This is a genomic window from Pseudomonas sp. 5P_5.1_Bac1, assembly GCF_025466015.1.
In the GTDB taxonomy this organism is placed as follows: Bacteria; Pseudomonadota; Gammaproteobacteria; order Pseudomonadales; family Pseudomonadaceae; genus Aquipseudomonas.
Map to the genome: position 1 here is coordinate 1 of NZ_JANLNX010000014.1, position 24,063 is coordinate 24,063.

General features: G+C 62.9%; 22 protein-coding genes, 3 tRNA genes and 1 pseudogene. 14 read left to right on the plus strand and 12 right to left on the minus strand.

Annotation, left to right across the window (positions count from 1 at the left end; genetic code table 11):
- The 6 genes from NTD82_RS02460 to NTD82_RS02485 form a co-directional block, all read left to right on the plus strand.
- The coding region (locus tag NTD82_RS02460) for an RHS repeat domain-containing protein (RefSeq protein WP_262127633.1) at window positions 1–3,265 on the plus strand (3,265 nt) is incomplete at its 5' end.
- 157 nt (window positions 3,266–3,422) lie between these two features.
- Window positions 3,423–3,770 carry a hypothetical protein gene (locus NTD82_RS02465; RefSeq protein ID WP_262127634.1) on the plus strand — a complete coding sequence of 116 codons (348 nt, stop codon included), beginning with the start codon at window positions 3,423–3,425 and terminating at the stop codon, window positions 3,768–3,770.
- 120 nt (window positions 3,771–3,890) lie between these two features.
- A complete protein-coding gene (locus NTD82_RS02470; RefSeq protein ID WP_262127635.1) occupies window positions 3,891–4,685 on the plus strand; it encodes an alpha/beta fold hydrolase in 795 nt (264 codons plus the stop codon).
- Window positions 4,682–5,536 carry an alpha/beta hydrolase gene (locus tag NTD82_RS02475; RefSeq protein ID WP_262127636.1) on the plus strand — a complete coding sequence of 285 codons (855 nt, stop codon included), beginning with the start codon at window positions 4,682–4,684 and terminating at the stop codon, window positions 5,534–5,536. The genes NTD82_RS02470 and NTD82_RS02475 overlap by 4 nt, the downstream gene beginning before the upstream one ends.
- 117 nt (window positions 5,537–5,653) lie before the next feature.
- The gene (locus NTD82_RS02480) at window positions 5,654–6,448 is read left to right on the plus strand and encodes a DUF4892 domain-containing protein (RefSeq protein WP_095159141.1); all 795 of its coding nucleotides are present in this window, start codon (window positions 5,654–5,656) and stop codon (window positions 6,446–6,448) included.
- A 13-nt stretch (window positions 6,449–6,461) separates the two neighbouring features.
- Entirely contained in the window at window positions 6,462–7,511 is a 1,050-nt protein-coding gene (locus NTD82_RS02485; RefSeq protein ID WP_095159142.1) for an AI-2E family transporter, read from the plus strand.
- A gap of 113 nt (window positions 7,512–7,624) precedes the next feature.
- Here NTD82_RS02485 and NTD82_RS02490 read toward each other — a convergent pair whose 3' ends face one another.
- The 4 genes from NTD82_RS02490 to NTD82_RS02505 all read right to left on the minus strand — a co-directional run bounded on the left by NTD82_RS02490 (window position 7,625) and on the right by NTD82_RS02505 (window position 10,890).
- A complete protein-coding gene (locus tag NTD82_RS02490) occupies window positions 7,625–8,314 on the minus strand; it encodes a GntR family transcriptional regulator (RefSeq protein WP_095159143.1) in 690 nt (229 codons plus the stop codon).
- Window positions 8,315–8,331: 17 nt separating this feature from the next.
- On the minus strand, window positions 8,332–9,036 hold the full coding sequence (locus tag NTD82_RS02495; RefSeq protein ID WP_095159144.1) for a FadR/GntR family transcriptional regulator: 705 nt from the start codon (window positions 9,034–9,036) through the stop codon (window positions 8,332–8,334).
- Window positions 9,037–9,069: 33 nt separating this feature from the next.
- Window positions 9,070–10,374 (minus strand): C4-dicarboxylate transporter DctA, encoded by a 1,305-nt coding sequence (locus NTD82_RS02500; protein ID WP_095159145.1) that lies wholly within the window; start codon window positions 10,372–10,374, stop codon window positions 9,070–9,072.
- Between the two features lie 201 nt (window positions 10,375–10,575).
- Window positions 10,576–10,890 carry a helix-turn-helix domain-containing protein gene (locus NTD82_RS02505; RefSeq protein WP_095159146.1) on the minus strand — a complete coding sequence of 105 codons (315 nt, stop codon included), beginning with the start codon at window positions 10,888–10,890 and terminating at the stop codon, window positions 10,576–10,578.
- An 89-nt stretch (window positions 10,891–10,979) separates the two neighbouring features.
- Between NTD82_RS02505 and NTD82_RS29200 the strand changes: the two are divergent.
- The 3 genes and pseudogenes from NTD82_RS29200 to NTD82_RS02515 all read left to right on the plus strand — a co-directional run.
- Window positions 10,980–11,354 (plus strand): annotated as a pseudogene (locus NTD82_RS29200) (PAS domain-containing protein); the annotation flags it as partial.
- A 189-nt stretch (window positions 11,355–11,543) separates the two neighbouring features.
- Entirely contained in the window at window positions 11,544–12,641 is a 1,098-nt protein-coding gene (locus tag NTD82_RS02510) for a methyl-accepting chemotaxis protein (RefSeq protein ID WP_410017018.1), read from the plus strand.
- Between the two features lie 21 nt (window positions 12,642–12,662).
- Window positions 12,663–14,366, plus strand: a complete 1,704-nt coding sequence (locus NTD82_RS02515) for a putative bifunctional diguanylate cyclase/phosphodiesterase (protein ID WP_262127638.1) — start codon at window positions 12,663–12,665, stop codon at window positions 14,364–14,366.
- A gap of 52 nt (window positions 14,367–14,418) precedes the next feature.
- Here the strand turns inward: NTD82_RS02515 and NTD82_RS02520 are convergent, their stop codons facing one another.
- From NTD82_RS02520 to folD, 8 genes are all read right to left on the minus strand, one after another.
- Window positions 14,419–14,913 carry an Lrp/AsnC family transcriptional regulator gene (locus NTD82_RS02520; protein WP_095159149.1) on the minus strand — a complete coding sequence of 165 codons (495 nt, stop codon included), beginning with the start codon at window positions 14,911–14,913 and terminating at the stop codon, window positions 14,419–14,421.
- A gap of 12 nt (window positions 14,914–14,925) precedes the next feature.
- Window positions 14,926–15,762 carry an ABC transporter ATP-binding protein gene (locus tag NTD82_RS02525; RefSeq protein WP_262127639.1) on the minus strand — a complete coding sequence of 279 codons (837 nt, stop codon included), beginning with the start codon at window positions 15,760–15,762 and terminating at the stop codon, window positions 14,926–14,928.
- A 3-nt stretch (window positions 15,763–15,765) separates the two neighbouring features.
- Window positions 15,766–16,479, minus strand: coding sequence for an ABC transporter permease (locus NTD82_RS02530; protein WP_095159150.1), 714 nt, complete (start codon window positions 16,477–16,479; stop codon window positions 15,766–15,768).
- Window positions 16,476–17,201: an ABC transporter permease gene (locus tag NTD82_RS02535; protein ID WP_175651661.1), complete on the minus strand. Its 726-nt coding sequence runs from the start codon at window positions 17,199–17,201 to the stop codon at window positions 16,476–16,478. The genes NTD82_RS02530 and NTD82_RS02535 overlap by 4 nt, the downstream gene beginning before the upstream one ends.
- A gap of 64 nt (window positions 17,202–17,265) precedes the next feature.
- The gene (locus tag NTD82_RS02540) at window positions 17,266–18,045 is read right to left on the minus strand and encodes an ABC transporter substrate-binding protein (RefSeq protein WP_095159152.1); all 780 of its coding nucleotides are present in this window, start codon (window positions 18,043–18,045) and stop codon (window positions 17,266–17,268) included.
- A 267-nt stretch (window positions 18,046–18,312) separates the two neighbouring features.
- The gene (locus NTD82_RS02545) at window positions 18,313–19,359 is read right to left on the minus strand and encodes an ornithine cyclodeaminase (protein ID WP_262127640.1); all 1,047 of its coding nucleotides are present in this window, start codon (window positions 19,357–19,359) and stop codon (window positions 18,313–18,315) included.
- A 25-nt stretch (window positions 19,360–19,384) separates the two neighbouring features.
- Window positions 19,385–20,302: a citrulline utilization hydrolase CtlX gene (ctlX, locus tag NTD82_RS02550; protein WP_262127641.1), complete on the minus strand. Its 918-nt coding sequence runs from the start codon at window positions 20,300–20,302 to the stop codon at window positions 19,385–19,387.
- 203 nt (window positions 20,303–20,505) lie between these two features.
- Window positions 20,506–21,360, minus strand: coding sequence for a bifunctional methylenetetrahydrofolate dehydrogenase/methenyltetrahydrofolate cyclohydrolase FolD (gene folD / locus NTD82_RS02555; protein WP_110972865.1), 855 nt, complete (start codon window positions 21,358–21,360; stop codon window positions 20,506–20,508).
- 284 nt (window positions 21,361–21,644) lie between these two features.
- Here folD and NTD82_RS02560 point away from each other — a divergent pair.
- The 5 genes from NTD82_RS02560 to tig all read left to right on the plus strand — a co-directional run bounded on the left by NTD82_RS02560 (window position 21,645) and on the right by tig (window position 24,058).
- A tRNA-Arg gene (locus tag NTD82_RS02560) sits at window positions 21,645–21,721 on the plus strand.
- A 42-nt stretch (window positions 21,722–21,763) separates the two neighbouring features.
- A tRNA-His gene (locus NTD82_RS02565) sits at window positions 21,764–21,839 on the plus strand.
- A gap of 53 nt (window positions 21,840–21,892) precedes the next feature.
- Window positions 21,893–21,977: transfer RNA gene (locus NTD82_RS02570), tRNA-Leu, on the plus strand.
- Window positions 21,978–22,186: 209 nt separating this feature from the next.
- Entirely contained in the window at window positions 22,187–22,492 is a 306-nt protein-coding gene (locus NTD82_RS02575; RefSeq protein ID WP_095159203.1) for a DUF6388 family protein, read from the plus strand.
- 252 nt (window positions 22,493–22,744) lie between these two features.
- Complete coding sequence (gene tig, locus NTD82_RS02580; protein WP_110970796.1) at window positions 22,745–24,058, plus strand: trigger factor; 1,314 nt, start codon at window positions 22,745–22,747, stop codon at window positions 24,056–24,058.
- The last annotated feature ends 5 nt before the right edge of the window (window positions 24,059–24,063 follow it).

The following is a 24,063-nucleotide window of genomic DNA, read 5'->3' on the forward strand; positions in this document are numbered from 1 at the left end:
CCCGGTGCTGCGCACCCAGCACCGCTACCTCAGCCAGCCGGGCCTGAGCGGCAGCGCCTGGCCGTGGCTGGCGCTGGAACAGGAAACCCTGGTCCACGTCAACGGCGGCAATGCCGAGCTGCAAAAAACCCGGCACACCTACCTCAACGCGCCGAGCGACAAACTGCTGCATGGCCGGAAATCGCAGACGGCGGTGACCCTCAACGGCAAGACCACCACCACCGACTACGCCTACCTCAAAGCCACCGGCCAGTACGTCGCCCAGCCGGTGCTACGCACCATGGAAACCCTGAAGACCAATTTCGACGCGGTGAGCAAGGTCATCATCCTGGAACACTCGCTGCTCAACGGCCGCGCGCTGCTGGAGCGTGACGACAACGACGTGGAGATCGCTTACGCCTATGACGCGCTGGGGCGGGTGATCGAAGAAAAAGTCGCGCCGGGCAGCAATGTCGAGGCACGGCGCCAGTACCAGTACCTGCTGGTCAATCAGGTCACCGGACAACCGACCCAGACCACCATCGACGTCAAGGGCGTGCAGACCCGCAGCCTGCTGGACGGGCTGCAACGGGTGGTGAGCGAACTGCGCCAGGATGTCGACGGCAACCCGGTGAGCAAGCCGCTGCGCGAGACGTACAGCGCCAGCTATGACGCCTTCGGGCAACTGAGCGAGAGCACCGAGTTCGACTGGCTGGGCGCCGAGACCGTAGCCCTCACCAGCCGCTACACCTACGACGACTGGAGCGAACAGGACAGCGTCACCGGGCCGGACGGGGTGACCGAATACTCCCGCAACGACCCCGTCGCGCTGCGGGTCGAAACCTGGCGCGAGGGCATGGGCAAGACCGTTACCCGCAACAATCTGTTCGAGAAACCGGTCACGGTGGAGCGCTTCGATCTGGCGGGAGGCAAGGTCAGCCTGTACGAGTACTTCTATGACGGCCTGGGCCGCACCTCCCATGAATACGACGAACTGCGACAGTTCCGCTTCTATCGGTACGACGCGTTCGACCGCTTGACCCTCCAGGGTCTTCCCGACAGCGCGCAGGTCGAGCGTCGTTATGCCGAGCACAGTACCGAGGACTTGCCGACCTGGATTGGCGTCGACGGGGTCGTGCTCGGTGAGCAGTCCTTCGACGGGCTCGAACGGATGTACCGCTCGGTGACCGGCGGGCGGGAGCGCACGTTCGCGTTCGACGGGGGCCAGCAGCAGCCCTCCAGCGTCACCACGGCCAAGGGCCAGGTCATCGATTACGAGTACAACCCGAACCTGGGCGAAGCGCCGATCCAGCGGCGTATCCAGAACGTCACCGCCGACTATGAATACGACAAGGACAATGCCCGGCTGCTGTCCAGCCGTGAAAACGACCAAAGCCTAAATTGCACCTACTACAGCACCGGTGAACTGAAGACCGAGCAGCGCGTCAATGCCGGGCAGACCCGCAACATGGCCTATGAATACAGCCTGCGCGGACGCCTGCTGGCCTACACCGATGTGCTCGGCCAGCAGCAGCGTTATCACTACGATGCCGGCGGGCGGCTGGAGTCGACCAGCCTGGGACAAACCGAAACGCACTTCAGCTACAACGCCAGTGGCCTGACCTCACGTATCGTCACCGAAGACAAGGCCGAGGGTCACAGCGTGCGCATTGACCTGGAGTACGACGATTTCGGTCGTGAGATCTTGCGCACCTTCACCTTTGACGACGGCGTGATCCAGACCCTGGAACAACGCTACAACGTCCGCGATGCGCTGGAGCAGCGAACCCTGCGTCAGGGCAGTGTGCTGCGCGACGAGAGTTACACCTACGACTCGCGGGGGCGGCTGGAGGACTACCGCTGCACCGGCAGCGACCTGCCCCTGGACAGCTGGGGCAAGCCGATCCAGCGTCAGGTGTTCGAGTTCGATGTGCTGGATAACCTGATCCAGGTGCGCACGGTATTCCCCGGTGGCGAGAACCTCGCCACCTATCTGTTCGAAGGCCAGGACCCGACCCAGCTCAGCGCGGTACGCAACAGCCACGCCGATTACCCGGCGCTCATCAGCCTTGACTACGACGCCGACGGCAATCTGATCAGTGATGAACAGGGCCGCAACCTCAGTTACGACGCCCTCGGCCGGTTGCTCAGCGTCAGTGAAGACGGCAGCGAAATGCTGGAATACCGCTACGACGCGCAGGACATCCTCAGTGGCAGCATCGGCGGGGAGGGTGACGAGCAGCGTTTCTACTGCGACGGGCAACTGGTCAACCAGTTGCAGGGTGGTGAACAGCGCACGTTCATTCGCGGCGGCGACCATGTACTGGCCGAACGGGTGACGGGGCAGGACGAACTGCTGCTGGCCACCGATGCAAAAAAGACCGTGCTGGCCGAACGTGACAGTCAGACTCGCAACAGTGCCTACAGCGCTCACGGGTTCCGCTCGTCCAGCACGCAGTTGACGGCCGGGCTGGGCTTCAACGGTGAATGCCTGGAGCGCAGCGGGGTGTATCTGTTGGGCAGTTACCGGGCCTACAACCCGGTGCTGGGGGTGTTCTGCAGCCCGGACAGTTGGAGCCCGTTTGGCGAGGGTGGGCTGAATGGATACACATATTGCCTGGGGGATCCGGTGAATCATGTGGATCCGACGGGGCACATGCCGTGGTGGGTCGGGATCGTCGGGGGCGTGGTCGCGACGCTCTTGACAGCGGGACTCGCCGCGCCGATAGCCACCACGCTGGGCGTGAGCGCGACAGCCGCGGCAGCGGTCAGTAGTGTGGCCGCGAAGGTGGCGCTGGGTGCGACGGCACTGTCGATTGGCAGCGGTGTTGGCTCGAGCTTCGTGGAGGAGGGGGCACTTAAACAGGGGTTGGAGTGGACGAGCCATGCATCCGGCGTTATTGCGGGCGTCTCGACAGGGCTGGCGTTAGGGATGAAGGCTGCGGCTTCATCGCTCGCCAGTCGTGCGTCGGCAGTGAGTGGTGGATCAAACTCATGGGGGACTAGCTCTTCATTCTTCAAGCCGCGTCCCGGTGGCCAGCCCTCCATAGGCGGCAGTTCTTCGTCATCTGCAGCGTTGCGCAAGGCTCAGGATGATATCTACGAGAGAGCGATTGAGCCCGTGCCTCACGCCGCATTTAAACGCGGCAATTACTCAAATCCAGCGGGAATGCAGACCCAGCCGAGTGATCGCCTCCCACTATTCGAGGTGAGGGGCTCTCAGTTGAAGCAAGTGCTTCGAATCAGGGCGAGCAAAGAGATTGTGAGGGGCAACAAGCCTTACTGAAAAAGAAGCACTGCTGCGCGATGTCCGTAGCAGTGCTTTTCGGTGCGCGTATTTTCCGTCCAGCCCTCCACCCACCTGACATTTTTGCCAGTTGTTGCCTCGCTGCCACCTTGTTAGCGTGGCCCCATCGTGGTGTCACTGTCCGGGGAGAAACACAATGAATGGACAAAACGGCGTTCAAGCCTGTGCGGCCGATCTGCGCCAGGTGCTGGACGAAGTGAACCTGAGCTGCAACCTCGATTTCGCCGAGTTCCAGGTGTTGCACGATGCCGCGGGTGCCCGTCTCGACGCCCTGGTCCGGCACTACCACAATCGCCGCGAATCACAGCACCTGGAACAGTTCCAGATGGCCTGCGAGCAGATGGCGAAGATGCTCCAGGTGTCCTGCCTGGCGCTGCAACGGGCCCATCTGAACGACAACGAACGCGACCAGGTCCGCGAAGCCTACGAATACCAGGTGGCCTACATCCAGGCCTGCCTGCACCGTTCTTTCCAGGACTTCTGAACCTCGGCGGGCGGCCCTGGCTGACCGGAGTGCCGTCACCGATGGCTGTTCCGGTCATTGCCGGCTCATAAGCGGTTGCGGACAATCCGTGTCAGTCTTTTCCGCAACGGGCAGTCCGGTATGTCGCAACAGGTCTTCTTCGCTCACGCCAACGGCTTCCCCTCGGCCACCTACGGCAAGCTGTTCACCGCCCTGGCGCCGGATTATCAGGTCAGCCATCTGCCCCAGCACGCCCATGACCCGCGTTTTCCGGTGAATGACAACTGGCTGCAACTGGTTGACGAACTTATCCATCACCTTGAACAGCAACCCGAACCCGTGTGGGGCGTTGGTCACTCCCTTGGCGGCGTGCTGCACCTGCACGCGGCGCTGCGTTGCCCCCGGCTCTATCGCGGCGTGGTGATGCTCGATTCGCCGGTGCTGACCCTGGCGGACCAGTGGCTGATCCGCCTCGCCAAGCGCTGGGGCTTCATCGACCGCATCACCCCGGCCGCGCGCACCGAGGGCCGGCGCGAGGCCTTCGCCGATCTCGATCAGGCCCGGGCTTATTTCGCCAGCAAGACGCTGTTCCGCGCCTTCGACCCGGATTGCCTGGAAGCCTATCTGCAACATGGCCTGAAACAGGAGGGCGATGCCTTGCGCCTGAGCTTCGATCCCTCCATCGAAATGAGCATCTACCGCAGCATCCCCCATACCCGCCCGGCCCATCCCGGCCAACTGCAAGTGCCGCTGGCGATGGTGCGCGGCAGCCACAGCCGTATCGTCAGGCCCCACCATACCCAGGCGGTACGGCGCATGCCCCGGGGAGAAAACCATAGCGTCGTCGGTGGACACATGTTTCCCTTGGAGCGCCCGGATGAAACCGCGCAACTGATCAGAAACGTCTTTCAGCGCTGGCAGGAGAAACAGGCATGAGCAATCCGGTCGAAGAGGTCCGCCTGGACCTGGGCCATATCGAACTGGCCGCGCACCTCTACGGCCCGGCGGATGGCCGCCCGGTGATCGCCCTGCATGGCTGGCTGGACAACGCCAACAGCTTCGCCCGCCTGGCGCCTAAGCTGGACGGGCTGCGCATCGTCGCCCTGGATTTCGCCGGGCACGGTTATTCCGGGCACCGCCCGCCGGGCGCCACCTATTCGCTGTGGGACTATGCCCACGACGTGCTGCGGGTCGCCGCGCAATTGGGCTGGGAACGCTTCGGTTTGCTGGGGCATTCGCTGGGCGCCATCGTCTCGGTGGTGCTGGCGGGCAGCCTGCCGGAGCGCATCACCCGGCTGGCGCTGATCGACGGCGTGATCCCGCCGGGCGCCAACGGCCAGGATGCCGCCGAGCGCATGGGCATGGCATTGCAGGCGCAACTGCGCCACGACAGCAAGCGCAAATCGGTTTACCCGGTGCTGGAGCAGGCGGTGGAAGCGCGGATGAAAGGCATGGTCGCGGTCAGCCGCGAGGCCGCCGAGCTGCTGGCCCAGCGCGGGCTGGTGCCGGTGCCGGGTGGTTTCAGTTGGCGCAGCGACAGCCGCCTGACCCTGCCGTCGCCGCTGCGCATGAGCGAAGAGCAGGCCATGAGCTTCGTTCGCCGCGTCGCCTGCCCGACGCAATTGATCGTCGCCGACGACGGCATGCTGGCGCGCAACACGACCCTCCTCGAACAGCTACCCTTTAGCCTGGAACACTTGCCCGGTGGTCATCACTTGCACTTGAACGATGAGGCCGGCGCAACGCTTGTTGCAGACTGTTTCAATCGCTTCTTTGCCATTCCTTGACTTGTATCGGGCAACTGTCGAGGCTTGGCGGGTTTTGATCAGGGAGACAATCATGACCCAGCACGACTTACGCCCCCTTCGCATTGCCCGCGCCGCACCCGTCGGCGGGGTTCGCCGATGAATGCCATTCATACGTTGCGTGCCGGCCTGGCCGGACTTTTGCTGGTAACCGGGGCGGTACAGGCCGGTGGCGAACTGCCGGTGCCGCAGGACGCCAAAAGGGTCGATGAGCGCCCTGTGGCGGAAGTGGAGCGCGTCTACCCGTTGGGCGGGCTGCGCAAGATCAGCGGCCAGGTGCGCATGGAAGGCAAGATCGAGGCCCGTGGCCAGCTCCATTCGGTCACCTGGCAACTGCCCGCCGAGCGCAGCGCCGCGGAGGCGTTCAAGGCCGCTCGCGAAACCTTGCAGGCCGATGGCGGTTACCCGCTGTTCTGGTGCGAAGGCCGAGACTGCGGCGAAAACAGCCTGTGGAACGACCTCTTCGGCAATGCCCGCCTGTCCGGCTCGGATCAGGACCAGTTCTTCATTCTGCTGCGTCGCACCGGCGCCGATGCCGACACGCTGGTCGCCCTCTACGCCATCACCCGCGGCAACAAGCGTACCTACCTGCACACCGAACAGTTCGAAGCCAACGCCCCCTTGGGCGAGTTGCTGCCGACGCCTGCCACCGTCCTGCGCGAACTGCGCAGCAATGCCAGGCTCGACTACCCTGACCTGAACGCCGAGCCGCCCCAAGCCTGGGTCAATCTGCTGGCGCGCAGCCTTAACCTCGACAGCACCTTGCGCGTGGTCCTCACCGGCGCCCAGGCCCAGGCCTGGCTGGACCAGTTGACCGCCGCCGGTGTCCGCTCGGCCCGGCTCGAAGTCGGCAGCCAGGCGGCGAACGGCTTGCATGTCGAACTGATTCGCTGAGCCGGGAGGCGCGATGCTCAACAATGATCGGCTGCTGGTGCAGATTCTGTTGCTGGCGCTACTGGGCGCTGGCCTCTGGGTCATGGCACCGTTCATCTCCGCGCTGCTCTGGGGCGCGATCCTCGCCTTCGCGAGCTGGCCGCTGATGCGTTTGGTCACGCGCCTCTGCGGCGGCCGCGAAACCCTCGCCGCGAGTTTCCTCACCTGCCTGTGGTTGCTGCTGGTGGCGCTGCCGCTGGTCTGGTTGGGCTTCAACCTCGCCGATCATGTGCGCGATGCCACCACCTTCATTCGTGACGTGCAGGTCGACGGCCTGCCCGATGCGCCGGCCTGGCTCGGCGGCGTGCCCTTTGTCGGCGAACGCCTGGTGCGCTTCTGGGACACCATGGACCAGCAAGGCGCCGCCATGCTGGCGACGGTCAAACCCTATCTCGGTCAGGTCGGCAACTGGTTATTGGCGCGCAGCGCGCAGATTGGCAGCGGCATCCTCGAGCTGATCCTCAGCCTGGTCTTCGTGTTCTTCTTCTACCGTGACGGGCCGCGCCTGGCGGCGTTTGTCCTGCGCTTGCTGGAGCGGCTGATCGGCGAGCGTGCCGATTACTACCTGGGGCTGGTAGCGGGGACCGTGCAGCGGGTGGTCAACGGCGTGATCGGCACCGCCGCCGCCCAAGGCCTGCTGGCGCTGATCGGCTTTCTTATCGCGGGAGTGCCGGGGGCGCTGGTGCTCGGCCTGGTCACCTTCATGCTCAGCCTGATCCCCATGGGCCCGCCGCTGGCCTGGATTCCCGCCACCGCCTGGCTGGCCTGGAAAGGCGATTACAGCATGGCGGTGTTCCTCGGGATCTGGGGCACCTTCGTCATCAGCGGCGTGGACAACGTGCTGAAGCCCTACCTGATCAGCCGCGGCGGGGATTTGCCGCTGGTGATCGTGCTGCTTGGGGTATTTGGCGGGTTGCTGGCGTTCGGCTTTATCGGCCTGTTCATTGGACCGACCCTGCTGGCGGTGGCCTACAGCCTGTTGCTGGATTGGTCGCGGCATACGCCGGTTGCGGATCGGCCTTAGGTGTTGAACCTTTGGGGCCCTTCGCGACGGTTCGGCGCCTCGACGAGCTCGCTCCTACAGATATGTGACACCGAATCTCTGTAGGAGCGAGCTTGCTCGCGAAACGGGAGGCCTCACTCCAGATCCAGCTTCGCCTCGATCCGATCCAGATGCAGGTGCATCAACCGCAACGCTGCCTCACTGTCACCATCCTCCAGCGCATCCACCAGCGCCGCATGTTCTTCCCAGGCGCAATGCTCGCAAGCCCGGCTTTCGTATTTGGCGATGATCAGCGAGGTCATCGGCACCAAGCCGTTGAGAAAACGTGCGAGCGGGGCGTTATCGGCAATCTCCGCCAGCTTCAGGTGAAACTCGCCGCCCAGGCGGATCGCCGTGCAGCGTTGGCCTTGTTCATGGGACTGCCGCTCGCGGGAAATCAATTCACGCAACTGGCGCAGTTGCGCCGGCCGCGAGCGCCGCGCCGCCAGTTCGATCAGGGTGGTTTCCGCCAGCCGCCGTGCGCTCAATACCTGCCGCGCCTGCTCCGGATCTGGCGCCGCCAGCCGTGCGGTGTGCGCCGGGCGCTGGACGATCACCTGCTGGTCCGAAAGCCGCCCCAGCACGCGACGGATCACCGTGCGGCTGACCCCGAACGCCTCGCCCAGCGCCATTTCGGTCAGCGGTGTGCCGGGGGCCAGCCGCTGTTCGAGAATCGCATCGAACAGCCGCGGATAGATTTCCGCAGCCGACAGGCGCCGTTCGCCAACGGCCAGCAGCGCGGGCAGGGCGGACGCGGTGGAAGTGACGGGGGCAACGGCTCTCATGTGTGCTCTCCTGGAAGTCAGTAACCGGGCTGTTCGTCCGGAATCTTCAGTTCAATACCCATGCGTCGGCCTTCCTGCAGGATGTGCCGGCGCATTTGCGCACTGGCCTGGGCGCTGTCCTTGTTGCGGATGGCGCGCACCACTGCTTCGTTTTCTTCAAGGCGCGCGGCCAGGTGTTCGGGGGATTTGCGCAGCATCTGGGCGCTCTGCTTGAGGGCATTGCCGGTCTGCTGCACCACGCTCTGGAAAATCGGGTTGGAGGTCAGGGCAAACAGCGCCTCATGGAAGGCGATGTAGGCGTTGACCCCAGCCTCGCCGTCGCCGGCGTCCAGGGCTTCGCGCATGTCCATCAGGGTCAGGCGCAACTGGCCGGTTTCCTGGCTGCTGATGGACTGCGCCACCAGCCCGACGATGAACGGTTCCAGGGTGTAGCGCAGTTGCAGCACGTCTTCGAGGCTGGCTTCGGCCACGCCGGCCGGCGCCATGACCAGCTCGTTGCTGTCGGCGTCGAGTACCAGCACGCCTTTGCCGGGCATCGAGCGCACCAGACCGAGGGTTTCCAGCACCGTTACCGCTTCACGCAGGCTGGGCCGGCTGATGCCGAGTTGCTCGGCCAGCTCGCGCTGGCCGGGAAGCATCTCACCGGAGCGCCACTGGCCGCGGGCCAGGGCCTGGCGCAGTTTGTCCACTACCGCATTCACTACTGTCGAGGAGGTAATCACATTTCGCTCCGTGAGATGTCGTTCATTGGCTAACTAGAATTCCTGCTGATGGGCCGTCTTGCGCGCCTGGAAGGCGAAGCCCTGCTTGCCTTCGAGCACGTTGTGCGCGCGCTCCAGGTCGATGTCCTTCTCCCAGCGGGCGATGGCCACGGTGGCGACGCAGTTGCCGATCAGGTTGGTCAGCGCCCGGCCGATGCCCATGAACCAGTCCACCGCCAGCACCAGCACCAGACCGACCACCGGAATCGCAGGAACGGCGGTCAGGGTTGCGGCAAGAATCACCAGCGCCGAGCCGGGAATGCCGTGGGCACCTTTGGAGGTCACGAGGGACACCAGCAGGATGGTCATCAGATCGGTCATGGCCAGCGGCGTGCCGGTGGCGTTGGCGATGAACACAATGGCCAGGGTCAGGTAGATGGAGAAACCGTCGAGGTTGAAGGAGTAGCCGGTGGGAATCACCAGGCCGACGGTGGAACTGCCGATGCCCAGGTGCTCCAGCTTGCGCATGATCTGTGGAAGCACGGCGTCGGAAGAAGCGGTGCCGAGGACGATGGTCAGTTCTTCACGCAGGTACTTGAGGAACGGCAGCATCTTGAGACCGGACACACGCATCACCAGGCCGAGAACCAGCAGCACGAAGCCGGCACAGGTGAGGTAGAACAACGCCACCAGACCGCCCAGGTGTTGCAGCGATTCCAGGCCATATTTGCTGGTGGTGAAGGCGATGGCGCCGAACACACCGATGGGGGCCAGGCGAACGATCATGCCCATGATGCGGAAGATCACATGGCTCAGTTCGTTGATCAGTCGCGAGATGCCCGAGGCCGATTCGCCCACCAGGTTCAGCGCACTGCCGAACAGCACCGAGAACAGCAACACCTGAAGGATATTGTTGTCGGCGAAGGCGCCGATCACCGAGGTGGGGATCAGGTCCATGAGGAAGGCTGTGGTGCTGTGGATATGCTGCCCACGCTCGGCGAGGCTGCTGGCGTCCGTCGCGGAAAGTTGCTCCAGATGGATGTTGGCGCCGCTGCCGATGCCGGTGGAGAAGGCGAGCACCAGACCCAGGACCAGGGCGACGGTGGTGAGGACTTCGAAATAGATCACCGACTTCAGGCCGATGCGCCCGACTTTCTTCAGGTCGCCGGCACCGGAAATGCCGCTGACCACCACGCAGAACACGATCAGACCGATCAGCATCTTGATCAGTTTGATAAAGCCGTCACCAAGGGGTTTGAGTTGCAGGGAAAGGTCGGGGAAGCTCAGGCCGCAAGCGATGCCAAGCATCAGGCCGAGCACTACTTGCAGGAAGATCGAACGCGAGCACCATTTGAGCATGGGAGGGATCTCTGGTCGGTGTCCTGGCTGCCGGGGTGACGGCGCGTCGGACTTAATTATTGTGGTCTTACCGGTATGTCCAGTGCGCGGGCAGTGTAAGCGCGTATTTTCGGTTTTCGCAAGAGGTGAGGCGATAATTGGTTTTACCGGTCTGACCAGTTGGCGTACCAGGCAAGAATCGGCAGAAATGCCAGGGGTCGGTCAGTGCTTGGACAAGACCTGATCCACCGCGGCGATCAGCCGTCCCAGATCGTTCGGAGGGGCTTTGTGAATGACGCCAAACAGGTAGGCGCGTTGTTCGTCTTCAGTGTCCAGGTCGGTGAAGAAGGCCGTGAGCTTGACGCCCAGCACCCTGGCAAAGACGAACAAGGCTTCAACGCTGGGAGTGTAGGTACCGGTTTCGAAGCGGCTTATGGTCTTGGGGTCGAACCCGGCTTTTTCGCCCAGTTCAGCCTGGGTAAGCCCGGCGACCTTGCGACAGCGCCTGATGGCTGAGCCCAAACTTGAAATTTCCATCGCTCAATTCCCATTTAGAATCAAGAACTTAACGACAAAAAATTTCAATAGACAACCTCTTTAGCCATCACTCTGGATTACAAAAGGTGATGCATCTCGTAGACTTTGCCGCTTGGACAGATTTTCCCGCAGTGGGTTTGGCAGAGAGCAACCCGCATTTTTCCTGCGGCTCATGGAGCTTTATCGTGCGTCTCAACTTACCGATTACCGCGGTGGAACAGACATTTCCCGATCAGCAACGGCTGATTTCCGCCACCGACACCGCCAGTAATATCACCTACTGCAATGCTGAATTCGCTGCCATCAGCGGCTTCAGTCAGGCGGAACTGATCGGTGCCTCGCACAACCTTGTGCGCCATCCCGACATGCCCGCCCAGGTGTTCGAGCAGATGTGGCAATACCTCAAGGCCGGCGAGAGCTGGATGGGGATCGTCAAGAACCGCTGCAAGAACGGCAATTTCTACTGGGTCAGTGCCTACGTCACGCCGATCCTCGAGAATGCGAGGTTAGTGGGCTACGAGTCGGTGCGGGTCAAGCCGACTCGCGAGCAGGTGCAGCGCGCCGAAGCGCTGTACGCCCGGCTGCGCGCGGGCAAGACGCCGGTGCCGCTGTCGCGGCGCCTGGCGCAGCAGGCGCAGGTGCTCGCCGTGCCGGTGCTGGCGGCTGGCGCGGCATTGGTCGCTAATCATCTTGCTCCCGGCCTGGTCGGCCAGGGCATCACCCTCGGTCTGTTCGTGGCCGTCGGGTTGTGGGGCCACAGCCGCTTGCGTGGCGAATTGCGGCGGATCGTCCGCGGCGCCGAAAACACCTTCTGCGACCCCATTTGCGCCCTGGCCTACAGCGACACCCTCGGTCCCGCCGCGCAGTTGCAGATGATCCTTATCAGTGAAGAAGCGCGGCTGAAAACCGCGCTGACCCGCCTCAGCGACCTCGCCAACCAGATGGCCCACGCCGCCAGCGATTCCAGCCGCCTCTCCGGCGCCACCGAGTCGGCGCTGCTGGAGCAGCGTGCCGAGACTGACCAGACCGCCGCCGCCATGACCGAGATGGCCGCGTCCATCGCTGAAGTCGCCGCCCATGTGCAGCAAACCGCCAGCGAAGCCCACACCGCCAACCAGCTCGCCGACCAGGGCAGCCAGGTCGCCGGCACCTCGCGCCAGGCGATCCAGGTGCTGGCGTCCACGGTCACCCAGATCAACCAGGCGGTGGGCGAACTGGCCGGGCAGACCCAGGACATCATGTCCGCCGCGGGGGTGATTCAGGCGATTGCCGAACAGACCAACCTGCTGGCGCTGAATGCCGCCATCGAAGCCGCCCGCGCCGGCGAGCAGGGCCGCGGCTTCGCAGTGGTGGCCGACGAGGTTCGCGCGCTGGCGGGCAAGACCCGGCAGTCGACCCAGCAGATCCAGGGTGTGATCGAAAACCTGCGCAAGGGCGCCGATGAAGCGGTGTCCATCGCCGACCTCGGCATCCGCGAGGCCGAGCAGGGCGTGGCCCAGGTGGTCGAGGCGCAGGAGGCGCTGCAGGGCATTCGCGTGGCGGTGGAGCGCATCACCGACATGACCCGGCAAATGGCCGCTGCCTCGCAGCAGCAATCCCATGTCGCCGAAGACGTCGCCTGCCAGATCAACAACGTCGCCGGCACCGTGCAGCGCACCGCCGACAACGCCAACGCGGCCGCCACCCGCGGTGCTGAACTGGAACATATTTCATCCGGCCTGCGTGCCTTGGTCGAACGCTTCAACCGATAGCCGTCGGACAGGTTTTATTTCATGGATGACAACTACCGCGCGGCCGTCGACGCGGCCGCGATCTTTTCCGAAACCGACCTGACCGGGCGTATCACCTACGTCAACGATCAGTTCTGCACCATCTCCGGCTACAGCCGCGAGGAACTGCTGGGCGCCGACCACCGCATCCTCAATTCAGGCCAGCACGAGCCTGGGCTGTTCCTCGGCATGTGGCAGAGCCTGGCCGCGGGCGAGACATGGAAGGGCGAAATCTGCAACCGGGCCAAGGATGGCTCGTTGTACTGGGTCGACAGCACCATGGTGCCGCTGTTCGACCCGCTTACCGGCGCGGTGTGCAAGTTCGTCTCGATCCGCTTCGATATCACCCAGAAACGCCAGTTGCTCCACACCTTGCAGTGGCGGGTGGGGCACGACGTTCTGACCGGCCTGCCCAACCGCTCATTGCTCGGCGACCTGCTCGGGCAGGCCATCGAGCGTGCGCGCAACGAGGAGTCGGCGCTGGCGGTGTGCATGCTCGACCTCGACGGCTTCAAGGCGGTCAACGACGGCTATGGTCATGCCAGTGGCGACCTGCTGCTGGTGGAGGTGTCGCGGCGCTTGAAGCGCGTGTTGCGTGAGGGCGATGCGGTAGGGCGGTTGTCCGGCGATGAGTTCGTGCTGATTCTCGGCGACATTCAGGGGCTGCCGACCTTGCAGGGTGTCCTTGAGCGTGTGCTCAAGGCGATCGCCGCGCCCGGTGTCATCCGTGGGCAGTCGATCAGCGTCAGCGCCAGCATCGGCGTGACCCTGTTCCCCAACGACAACGATGACGCCGACACCCTGCTGCGCCACGCCGACCAGGCCATGTACCTGGCCAAGCAACGGGGGCGCAATCGTTTTCACCTGTTCGACGTGTCGCTGGACCAGGAGGTCAAGGCCACGCACCAGACCGTGGAGCGCCTGCGCCGGGCGCTGCACAACGGCGAACTGTGCCTGTATTACCAGCCCAAGGTGAACATGCGCAGCGGCACGGTGGTGGGGTTCGAGGCGCTGTTGCGCTGGTGCCATCCTGTCCGCGGCGTGGTCGCGCCGGGTGAGTTTCTGCCGTTGGTGGAGCGCACTGACCTGATCGTCGATATCGGTGAATGGGTGATCGATGAAGCACTGACGCAGATGCAGCAGTGGCAGGCGCAGGGTTGCCGTTGGCCGGTGAGCGTGAACATCGCCGCGCGGCACTTCCAGCGCACGGACTTTGTCGTGCGGCTCCAGCGTTTGTTGTCCCGCCACGCCACGGTGGCGCCGCAGATGCTCGACCTGGAAATCGTCGAGTCGGTGGCCATCGAGAATATCCAGCGGGTTTGCGAATGCCTGGAGGCGTGCCAGCGACTGGGGGTGCGTTTTTCGCTGGATGACTTTGGCACCGGCTACTCGTCCCTGAGCTACCTCAAGCGCTTGCCGACCCAGACCATGAAGATCGACAAATCCTTCGTCCAGGACATTCTCCACGACCAGGACGACCTGGCCCTGACCCGCGCGGTGATCGGCCTGGCCCAGGCGTTCGGTCGGCAGGTGATTGCCGAGGGCGTGGAGACCGTGGCCCATGGCGAATGGCTGATGGAACTGGGCTGCGACGTGGCCCAAGGCTACGGCATCGCCCGGCCGATGCCGGCGCAGGAGGTGGTGGAGTGGGTGCGAGGATTCGTGCAACCGCGGGAGTGGCGGGTGCGGGCACGCGGGGCGGGGTGATTGTGGGCCTGTCTCGCGACGGTTCGGCGCGAGACAGGCCCACTCTGTAAACCTACATCTGCGGCGCGGTGTTCTTCACCACCGCCAATTCCGGATGCGCCACCAGCTTGTCGATATGCAGCTCATCGTTGTTCATCCAGGTCTCGGTCAGCACCCGGTAGTGCTCCATATCCCGGCAGCGCATGCGCAAGCTGTAGTCGAAATGGCCGCTGATCAACTGGCATTCGAACACCTGCGGGCAGGCGCGCACGCAGGCTTCGAAGGCTTTTTGCGCGGCGCGCCCGCTCTGGTTGGACAGCGCCACCAGGACCAGCAGCGACAACCCCGGCGAGACCATCTGCACATCGATGATTGCGCCGTAGCCGCGGATCACGCCGCGCCGTTCGAGCTTGCGCACCCGCTCCAGGCAGGGCCTGGGCGTCAGGTGGACCAATGACGACAGCTTCTCGTAGGTGATGCGCCCGTTGTGGCGCAGCACGTCGATGATCGCTTCGTCGATGCGGTCCAGCGGCGGCGCGGCGTGGGAGGAGTTGGCCTTGGTATCCATGGTGGCGTTGCTTCACTTCAAGCGGTTGGAAAGAAATTGCTGCAGGCGCTCGCTTTGCGGCTGGTCGAGAATCTGCGCGCTTCCCTGTTCTTCGACCCGGCCCTGATGCAGGAACAGCACCTGGCTGGACACCTGGCGGGCAAAGCCCATCTCGTGGGTGACCATGAGCATGGTACGACCTTCCTCGGCCAGCGTCTGTATGACCTTGAGGACTTCTCCTACAAGCTCTGGATCAAGGGCTGACGTTGGTTCGTCGAACAGGATGATCTCCGGCTCCATCGCCAGCGCCCGGGCGATCGCAACGCGCTGTTGCTGGCCGCCAGAGAGGAACGCCGGGTACTGGTCGGCGGCACGGGCCGGCAGACCGACCTTGTCCAGGTACGCGCGGGCGCGGGCTTCGGCGTCCTGCTGGCTGACCCCCAACACCCGGCGCGGCGCCATGGTGATGTTCTCCAGCACGGTCATGTGGCTCCACAGGTTGAAATGCTGGAACACCATGGCCAGCCGCGTGCGCAGGTTCTGCAATTGCGCCGGATGCGGGGCGCGGGCGCCGGCGCGGCCCTGGCGCATTTCGATGGTCTGGTCGTCGAGGGTGATGACCCCGGCGTCCGGTTGTTCGAGGAAATTGATGCAGCGCAGCATGGTGCTTTTGCCCGAGCCGCTGGCGCCGATCAGGCTGATGACGTCGCCCTTGCGTGCTTGCAGCGAGACGCCCTTGAGTACCTCGTGATCGCCGTAGCTTTTATGCAGCGAGTCCACCGTCAGTTTGATCGCGGCGCTGGCAGCGGCGGCGACAGGTGCGGCGGCGAAGGTCGGTTGGATCGACAAGGCGTGTGCGGAAGTGGTCATGGGTCAGCCTCGGGAAGGAACGAGAAAACGCATCCAGCGTCGTTCGGCCAGGCGGAACAGCCCGACCAGTGCGAAGGACAGCAGCATGTACAGCAGGGCAGCGATGCCGAAGGCCTGGAACGTCAGGAAGGTCGCGGCATTGGCGTCGCGGGCGACTTTAAGGATGTCGCCGATGGTCGCGGTGAAGGCCAGCGAGGTGGCGTGCAGCATCAGGATCAGTTCGTTGCTGTAGGCCGGCAACGAACGGCGCAAGGCCGCGGGCAGCACCACGAACAGGTTGAGCTTCCAGCCGTGCAGGCCGTAGGCGTGGGCCGCCTCGATCTCGCCATGGGGAATGTTGCGGATCGCCCCGGCGAAAATCTCCACGGTGTAGGCGCAGGTGTTGAGCACGAAGGCCAGCAGGGTGCAGTTCAGCGCGTTGCGGAAGAAGCGGTCGAGCATTTCGTGGTCGCGCACCACTTCCAGGCCGTAGAGCCCGGTGTAGCAGATCAGCAACTGGATATAGAGCGGCGTGCCGCGGAACAGGTAGGTGTAGAACTCCACCGGCCAGCGCAGCCAGAGCTTGCGCGACACCCGCGCCAGGGCCAGCGGCAGCGACAGGAAAAAGCCGACGACCATGGTCACCACGAACAGCCACAGGGTCATGGCCAGCCCGGACAGGCCGGCGCCATCGCTATACAGGTAGGCCAGGCCGTATTCCTGGATCAGTTCGATCATGATGTCAGCCCCTTGATGCCGGTGTTGTAGCGCCGCTCCAGGCGTTTGAACAGGCGGTTGGAGAGGGTGGTGATCAGCAGGTAGACCAGTCCCGCGATGATCAGGAAATACAGGACGTTATTCGTACTCTTGCCGGCGTTCTGCGCGGCTTTCACCAGGTCGGCGAGGCCGATGATCGACACCAGCGCGGTGGACTTGAGCAGCACCAGCCAGTTGTTGCCCAGGCCTGGCAAGGCGAAGCGCATCAGTTGCGGGAACAGCACCAGCCGGAAGCGCTGGGCGCGGCTCAGGCCATAGGCGGTGGCGGCTTCCAGTTGCCCGGCGGGCACGCTGAGGATCGCGCCGCGGAAGTTCTCGGTGAAGTAGGCGCCGTAGATGAAGCCGAGGGTCAGGACCCCGGCGGTGAACGGATCGATCTCGAAGTAACCCCAGCCCATCCATTCGGTGAAGTCGTTGAGCCAGATCTGGAAGGTGTAGAAGATCAGCAGGATCAGCACCAGGTCCGGCACGCTGCGGATCAGGGTGGTATAGAGCGTCGCGGGGAGTCGCAGCAGGCGCAGTGATGAGAGCTTGGCGCTGGCGCCGACCAGGCCCAGCACCAGGCTCAGGGCCAGGGACAGCAGCGCCAGTTTTACGGTCATCCAGGTACCTTGCGCCAACAGCGGGCCGAAGCCCTGCAGGCTCAGGGCCTGCAAGCCGACAGAGTGAAGGAAGTCGTTCACGGGGAAAATCTCGGTGGGCACCAGCGATGGCCCGGCATCGGCTGCCGGACCATCGACGGGCGGGTTACTCGTTGTAGATGTCCAGGTCGCCGACGTACTTCTGCTGGATTTTGGCGAAGGTGCCATCGGCCAGTACCGCGGCGATGCCCTTGTTGATCAGGGCCTTGAGTTCGGCGTCGTTCTTGCGCACGCCCATGGCGATGTCCAGCGGCAGGGTCGGGTCCTTGATCGCCGGGCCGCTCTGGAAGTCGGCGCCTTCAGGCTTGGTGAGGAAGTTGAGCTGGGCTTCGAGCTTGTCGGTGACGGTGGCGTCGAGGCGGCCGTTCATCAGGTCGGCGTAGTTCTGGTCCTGGGCCTGGTAGGCCTTGACCGTCGCTCCCAGCGGCGCCAGTTTGGCGCGGGCGTAGGCTTCCTGCAGCGAGCCTTGCAGCACGCCGACGGTCTTGCCTTTGAGTGACTCGGGGGTGTCGCCGAAATCGGCGCCCTTGCGGGTGATGACAGAGGTTGGGCTGAGAAACAGGCGGTCGCTGAAGTCGATCTGTTTCAAGCGGGCCGGGGTCACTGCCATCGACGACATGATGGCGTCGAATTTGCGCGCGCGCAGGGCCGGGATCATGCCGTCGAATTCGTTGTGCACCCAGGTGCATTTGACTTCCAGCTTGGCGCAGATCGCGTTGCCCAGTTCGATGTCGAAGCCTTGCAGGCTGCCATCGGCGGCGACGGATTCAAACGGTGGGTATTCGGGGAAAACGCCGAAACGGATTTCTTTCCATTCCTGCGCCTGGGCCACGCTGGCGCAGAGTGGCAGGAGCAGCACGCCGAGAAGCTTTCGCAGCGAAGTCATATGAGTGGATCCCTGTGTTTTGTAGTTGATGTAGGGCAGTAGAACGCTTCGTAGGCCAGGGCCTTTTGGTCTTTTAGTGACTCTTCGGTCGGGGCTCAGAATGCGCGATGACAGCAGTTTTTTTGTGTCGTTTGGGCCGGCGCTGGCTGCCGGAATATGCTGTTAGTGCGGCTGCTCGCAGCCGATTCTGTCGAGGCGCCTCCTGTTTTGGCTTTGTCACAGCGTTTTCCGATCCGCTGCGCGGTGGGCGCAGCGGATTCGGTTGTGTCAGGCGCGTCTCTTCTGCACGTCGGCAACCGCCGGCTGAAGCAGGGCGTAGAGGTCTTTCGGGTTTTTAAGGTCTGGCACCAGGCCGATCTCGCTACCGATGTCCAGGGCCTTGGCCACATCCAGCACATAACGCAGCGCCGAGTAGTCCTCGATGGCGAAGCCGACCGAGTCGAACAGGGTGACCTGGGCGGTGTTCTCGCGGCCGGCGATCTCGCCGTTCACCACCTGCCAGAACTCGGTTACCGGTGAATCCGCAGGCATCTGCTGGATCTCGCCTTCGATGCGGCTCTGCGGTTCGTACTCGACGATCACCCGCGCGCGCTCGACGATGTCGCGGTGCAGTTCGGTCTTGCCCGGGCAGTCGCCGCCCACCGCGTTGAGGTGCATGCCCGGCTCGATCATCTCCGGGGTGAGGATGGTGGCGTAGGCCTTGTCGGCGGTGACCGTGGTGATGATGTCCGCACCGCGAACCGCTTCAGCCACGGAGCCGGCGATGACCAGGCGAATGCCCGGGTACGCGGCGAGGTTGGCGGCCAGCTTGGCGCTGGCCTGCGGGTCGAGATCGTACAGGCGGATTTCTTCGATGCCGAGCAGGGTGTGGAAGGCGATGGCCTGGAACTCGCTCTGCGAGCCGTTGCCGATCAGCGCCATGCTGCGGCTGTCCGGACGGGCCAGGTAGCGCGCGGCCAGGGCCGAGGTGGCGGCGGTGCGCATCGCGGTGGTCAGGGTCATTTCGCTGAGCAGCAGCGGCTTGCCGGTATCGACATCGCCCAGGGCGCCGAAGGCCATCACCGTGAGCATGCCGCGGTGGGTGTTCTTCGGGTGGCCGTTGACGTACTTGAAGGCATATAGATTGGCATCGGACGCCGGCATCAGCTCGATCACGCCGTCGGGGGAGTGGTTGGCCACCCGTGCGCATTTCTCGAAGTCGTTCCAGCGCAGGTAGTCCTGGCGGATGTACTCGGCCATTTCTTCCAGGCAGGTGGTCAGGCCTTTGCGGGCGACCAGGCGGCTCAGGTCGGTAACGTCGATGTAGCGGGTCATGATGCTCTCCTTCTTGTAGTCGGGATCAGTTGCGAACGGGCAGGTGGACTTCGGCGAGCATGCAGCGCGCGCTGCCGCCGCCGATGCGTTCGATATGGTCGATGTTCACCACCACCGGGTGGCTGTGGCGCTCGGCCTGGCGGCGTTGTTCGGCGCTGAGCGAGCTCCAGGCACTGCGCGACATCACCAACAGCGGCTGGCCTTGCTTGTCGTGGACTTCGAGCATGTTGCCGGCGAAGCCTTCGAGCTGGTCGAAGTCCAGCGCCAGGATGTCCTTGCCGGTGTCGCGCAGGCTGTGTTCCAGGGCGCGGCGCTCGGCGGCTACAGGCAGGGCATCGAGGCAGACCACAGAAAGGTTGCGGCCTACGCTCATCATCACGTTGCTGTGGTAGATCGGTGACTGGTGGCGATCGACGGCATGGAACACGCAGAGGCGGTAGTCCATGTTCTCCGCGAACTGGCGCAATGCCTCGCCATGGGTGCGCCCGGAGTGGCAGGCGTAGCTGATGCGGTTCTCGCGGTCCAGCACCATGCTGCCGGTGCCTTCGAGAAAGATGTTCTGCGCTTCCAGCGGGCTCAGGTCGAGGGTCTTGTGAATCGCGAAGCGCTCGCTGAGCACCTGCAGCACGCCCTTGTCACGCTCCAGCCGACGGTTCTGGCCTTCCATGGGATAGAGCACCAGGCTGCCGTCGGCATGGCTGCTCCACCAGTTGTTGGGGAAGATCGAGTCGGGGGTGTGCGGGGCCGGGGTATCCTGCACCACCAGTACATCGACGCCATGCTGGCGCAGCGTATCGACATAGCCGTCGAACTCTTCCAGCGCTTTCTGCTGCGCTTGTTCCGGTTCCAGCACGGGCTTCTGGAAGCGGTTGTTCACAGCGGTATCCGGGTTGAAGGCGAACCGCGCCGGGCGGATCATCAGGACGGTATTGGTGGTTTGCATCGGGGCACGCATCCAGGGGTTGGCAGTGCGTACATTGTCTTACCGATGGCTTTGCAATCCCGGCTGAAGCACGTCGGGCACCCAGCCGGGAAAGCTGAAACAGGTGATTTGACAGCCGAATCGGCTGGGCTCGCTCGGTCATCCTTTTGGCCAATAAAAAACGGCACCGCGGAGGGTGCCGTTTTTTGGGGCGCGTTACTGAATCACTTGTGCAGTTCTTCAGCCGCGTACAGGGTGTTTTCCAGCAGGCAGGCGCGGGTCATGGGGCCGACGCCGCCCGGGACTGGCGTGATCCAGCCGGCGCGAGGCAGGGCGGTCTCGTAGACCACGTCGCCCACCAGCTTGCCGTCTTCCTGGCGGTTGATGCCGACGTCGATGACGATGGCGCCTTCCTTGATCCACTCACCCTTGACCAGGCCCGGCTTGCCGGCGGCTACGACCACCAGGTCAGCGCGGCCAACGTGGCCGGCGAGGTCCTTGGTGAAACGGTGGGTGACGGTGACGGTGCAGCCAGCCAGCAGCAGCTCCATGGCCATCGGGCGGCCAACGATATTGGAAGCGCCGACGACGACTGCATCCATGCCGTACAGATCCTGACCGGTGCTTTGCAGCAGGGTCATGATGCCTTTTGGCGTGCACGGGCGCAGCAGCGGGATGCGTTGGGCCAGGCGGCCGACATTATAAGGATGGAAACCGTCGACATCCTTGTCCGGACGAATGCGCTCGAGCAGCAGCGAGGCATCCAGGTGAGCGGGCAGCGGCAGTTGCAGCAGGATGCCGTCGATGTTCGCGTCATTATTAAGACGGTCGATCAGATCGGTCAGGTCTTGCTGGGTGGTGTTGCTCGGCAGGTCGAAAGCCTGGGAGATGAAGCCGACTTCTTCGCAGTCTTTACGCTTGTGCGAAACATAGACTTGAGAGGCAGGGTCGTTGCCAACCAGGATCACCGCCAGGCCGGGAGTCCGCAGACCTTGCTGGCGACGTTCCACGACACGTTGGGCGATCTGCTGGCGCAGGCTGGCGGCGATCGCCTTGCCGTCGATAAGTTGTGCAGTCATGACGGGTGATTAACCATCGAGAGGGAAAAAAAGAGCGCGCATTCTCGCATGACCACGGCGCAGGGCAAAGGCGCTTGGTCCGGCAAATCCCCTAAGCCCTTAAATAAAATGAATTTTTTTGAAAAAAGAGTTGACGACCTTACCGGCCGTCTATAACATTCGTCGCACTTGTCGGGCAGGGCCTAGCACTGGTTAGCAAGGTCGGGCAGAATGAGCGGATTTGTTAGCTTGTTCGGTAAGGCTAAAAGTTAATTTGTAATCTTAAAAGAAAGCAGATTAAATATGCGCCCGTAGCTCAGCTGGATAGAGCATCCGCCTTCTAAGCGGATGGTCGCAGGTTCGAGTCCTGCCGGGTGCGCCATACAAGGCAGCTTTGGCACAAGTAAAGCAGTAACGCAATATGGTGGGCGTAGCTCAGTTGGTAGAGCACAGGATTGTGACTCCTGTTGTCGTGGGTTCGATCCCCATCGTCCACCCCATATTCCAAAAGGCGCCCGATGAAAATCCGGCGCCTTTGCTTTAAAAGCGTTATGCGGACGTGGTGAAATTGGTAGACACACTGGATTTAGGTTCCAGCGGCGCAAGCTGTAAGAGTTCGAGTCTCTTCGTCCGCACCATCTTTAGTTTCGCCCTCTTTCGCTGAGTTGCGCGAAACTTCAAAAAAGGCCGCCTTGAGCGGCCTTTTTCTTTTTCCGTCCTTCGCTTCCTTTATTACTGCTGTTTGTTGCGGTTCCTGCCGGGTCCCATGACTAGCAAGACCTGAACAAAAGCTGATAGATTTCAGCCGGTTGACAAAATGCCGGTGAGTCGGCGGGCGGATGGAAAGATGATTGCGAAAGAGTCCCGGCAGGCGGTTGCGCTGGAGCGCTTCATTCAGGCCAATCCACAGTTGCTGGCGGAGATTGCCGCGCTGAGCGAGTCCGAGCAGCAGCAACAGATCCAGTGGGCATTTGAAGATGAAGCCCAAGAGCAGGGTATCGAGCCTTGGGAGCTGACCTTGCGTCTTATCGCCGAGTCGCCAGAGGAACTTCAGGTCATGCGCCTGGAAGTTCATCGCGAGGTGGCTGAGGCGTTGGGAATGAGCTGGGAAGAGTACTGCGATTTCAACGAAATCGATGGTCCTGCTTCCTGATACGTTGAATTGTTTCGCCGGAGAGTTGACGCAGATCCGCACAGCGCTCGCGAGTGGGGTGGAGAATCCTTGTTTCGCGGGCGTTGCAGGTCTGTTCCGCCGCTGTCCGGCCATTGTCGAAAATCATGAGAGCCGGCGCCATTTGCCTCCGGGTCGAACAGGGTGACTTCTGGTGTGTGAGCTACTAGAATGCTTGCCCTTGATTCTGGAGTCGGGTTTCGCCGGCTAACGTCTGTGCAACGAGGAATATCCATGCAAGTTTCTGTTGAAAATACTTCCGCTCTCGAGCGCCGCATGACCATCGGCGTTCCAGCCGAGCGCATCGAGACCGAAGTCAACAAGCGTCTGCAACAGACTGCCCGTCGCGCCAAGGTCCCAGGTTTCCGTCCTGGCAAGGTGCCAATGAGCGTGATCCGTCAGCGCTACGAAGATGCAGCCCGTCAGGAAGCCCTGGGCGACCTGATCCAGGCGACCTTCTATGAAGCTGTTGTCGAGCAGAAGCTGAACCCGGCTGGCGCCCCTGCCGTCGAGCCAAAAGTCTTCGAAAAAGGCAAGGACCTGGAATACGTCGCCACTTTCGAAGTCTTCCCTGAGTTCACTGTTGCCGGTTTCGACTCGATCGCTGTCGAGCGCCTGAGCGCCGATGTGACCGACGCCGACCTGGACAACATGCTGGAAGTGCTGCGCAAGCAGAACACCCGTTTTGAAGTGGCCGAGCGCGCTGCCCAGAACGAAGACCAGCTGAACATCGATTTCGTTGGCAAGATCGACGGCGAAGCCTTCGCTGGCGGTTCGGCCCAGGGTACCCAGTTGGTTCTGGGTTCCGGCCGCATGATCCCGGGCTTCGAAGAAGGTCTGGTTGGCGCCAAGGCTGGTGAAGAGCGTGTGCTCAACCTGACCTTCCCTGAGGACTATCAGAACCTGGACCTGGCTGGCAAAACCGCCGAGTTCACTGTTACCGTCAACAGCGTTTCCGAGCCGAAGCTGCCTGAGCTGACCGAAGAGTTCTTCGCTCAGTTCGGTATCAAGGAAACCGGTCTGGAAGGTTTCCGCACCGAAGTTCGCAAGAACATGGAGCGTGAACTGCGTCAGGCCATCAAGACCAAGGTCAAGAACCAGGTAATGGACGGCCTGCTGGCTGCCAACCCGGTTGAAGTGCCGAAAGCCCTGCTGGAAAACGAAGTGAACCGCCTGCGCGTTCAAGCCGTACAGCAGTTCGGTGGCAACATCAAACCTGAGCAACTGCCGGCCGAGCTGTTCGAAGAGCAAGCCAAGCGCCGCGTCGTGCTGGGTCTGATCGTCGCTGAAGTGGTCAAGCAGAACGAGCTGAAGCCAGACGAAGATCGCGTTCGCGAGCTGATCCAGGAAATGGCTTCGGCCTACCAGGAGCCTGAGCAGGTCGTGGCTTGGTACTACAAGAACGACCAGCAACTGAACGAAGTTCGTTCGGTTGTGCTGGAAGAACAAGTTGTAGATACTGTCCTGCAGAAAGCGACTGTGACCGACAAATCGGTCTCGTACGAAGAGGCTGTCAAACCAGCACAGGCACCTGCCGACGCTGAGTGATTTCC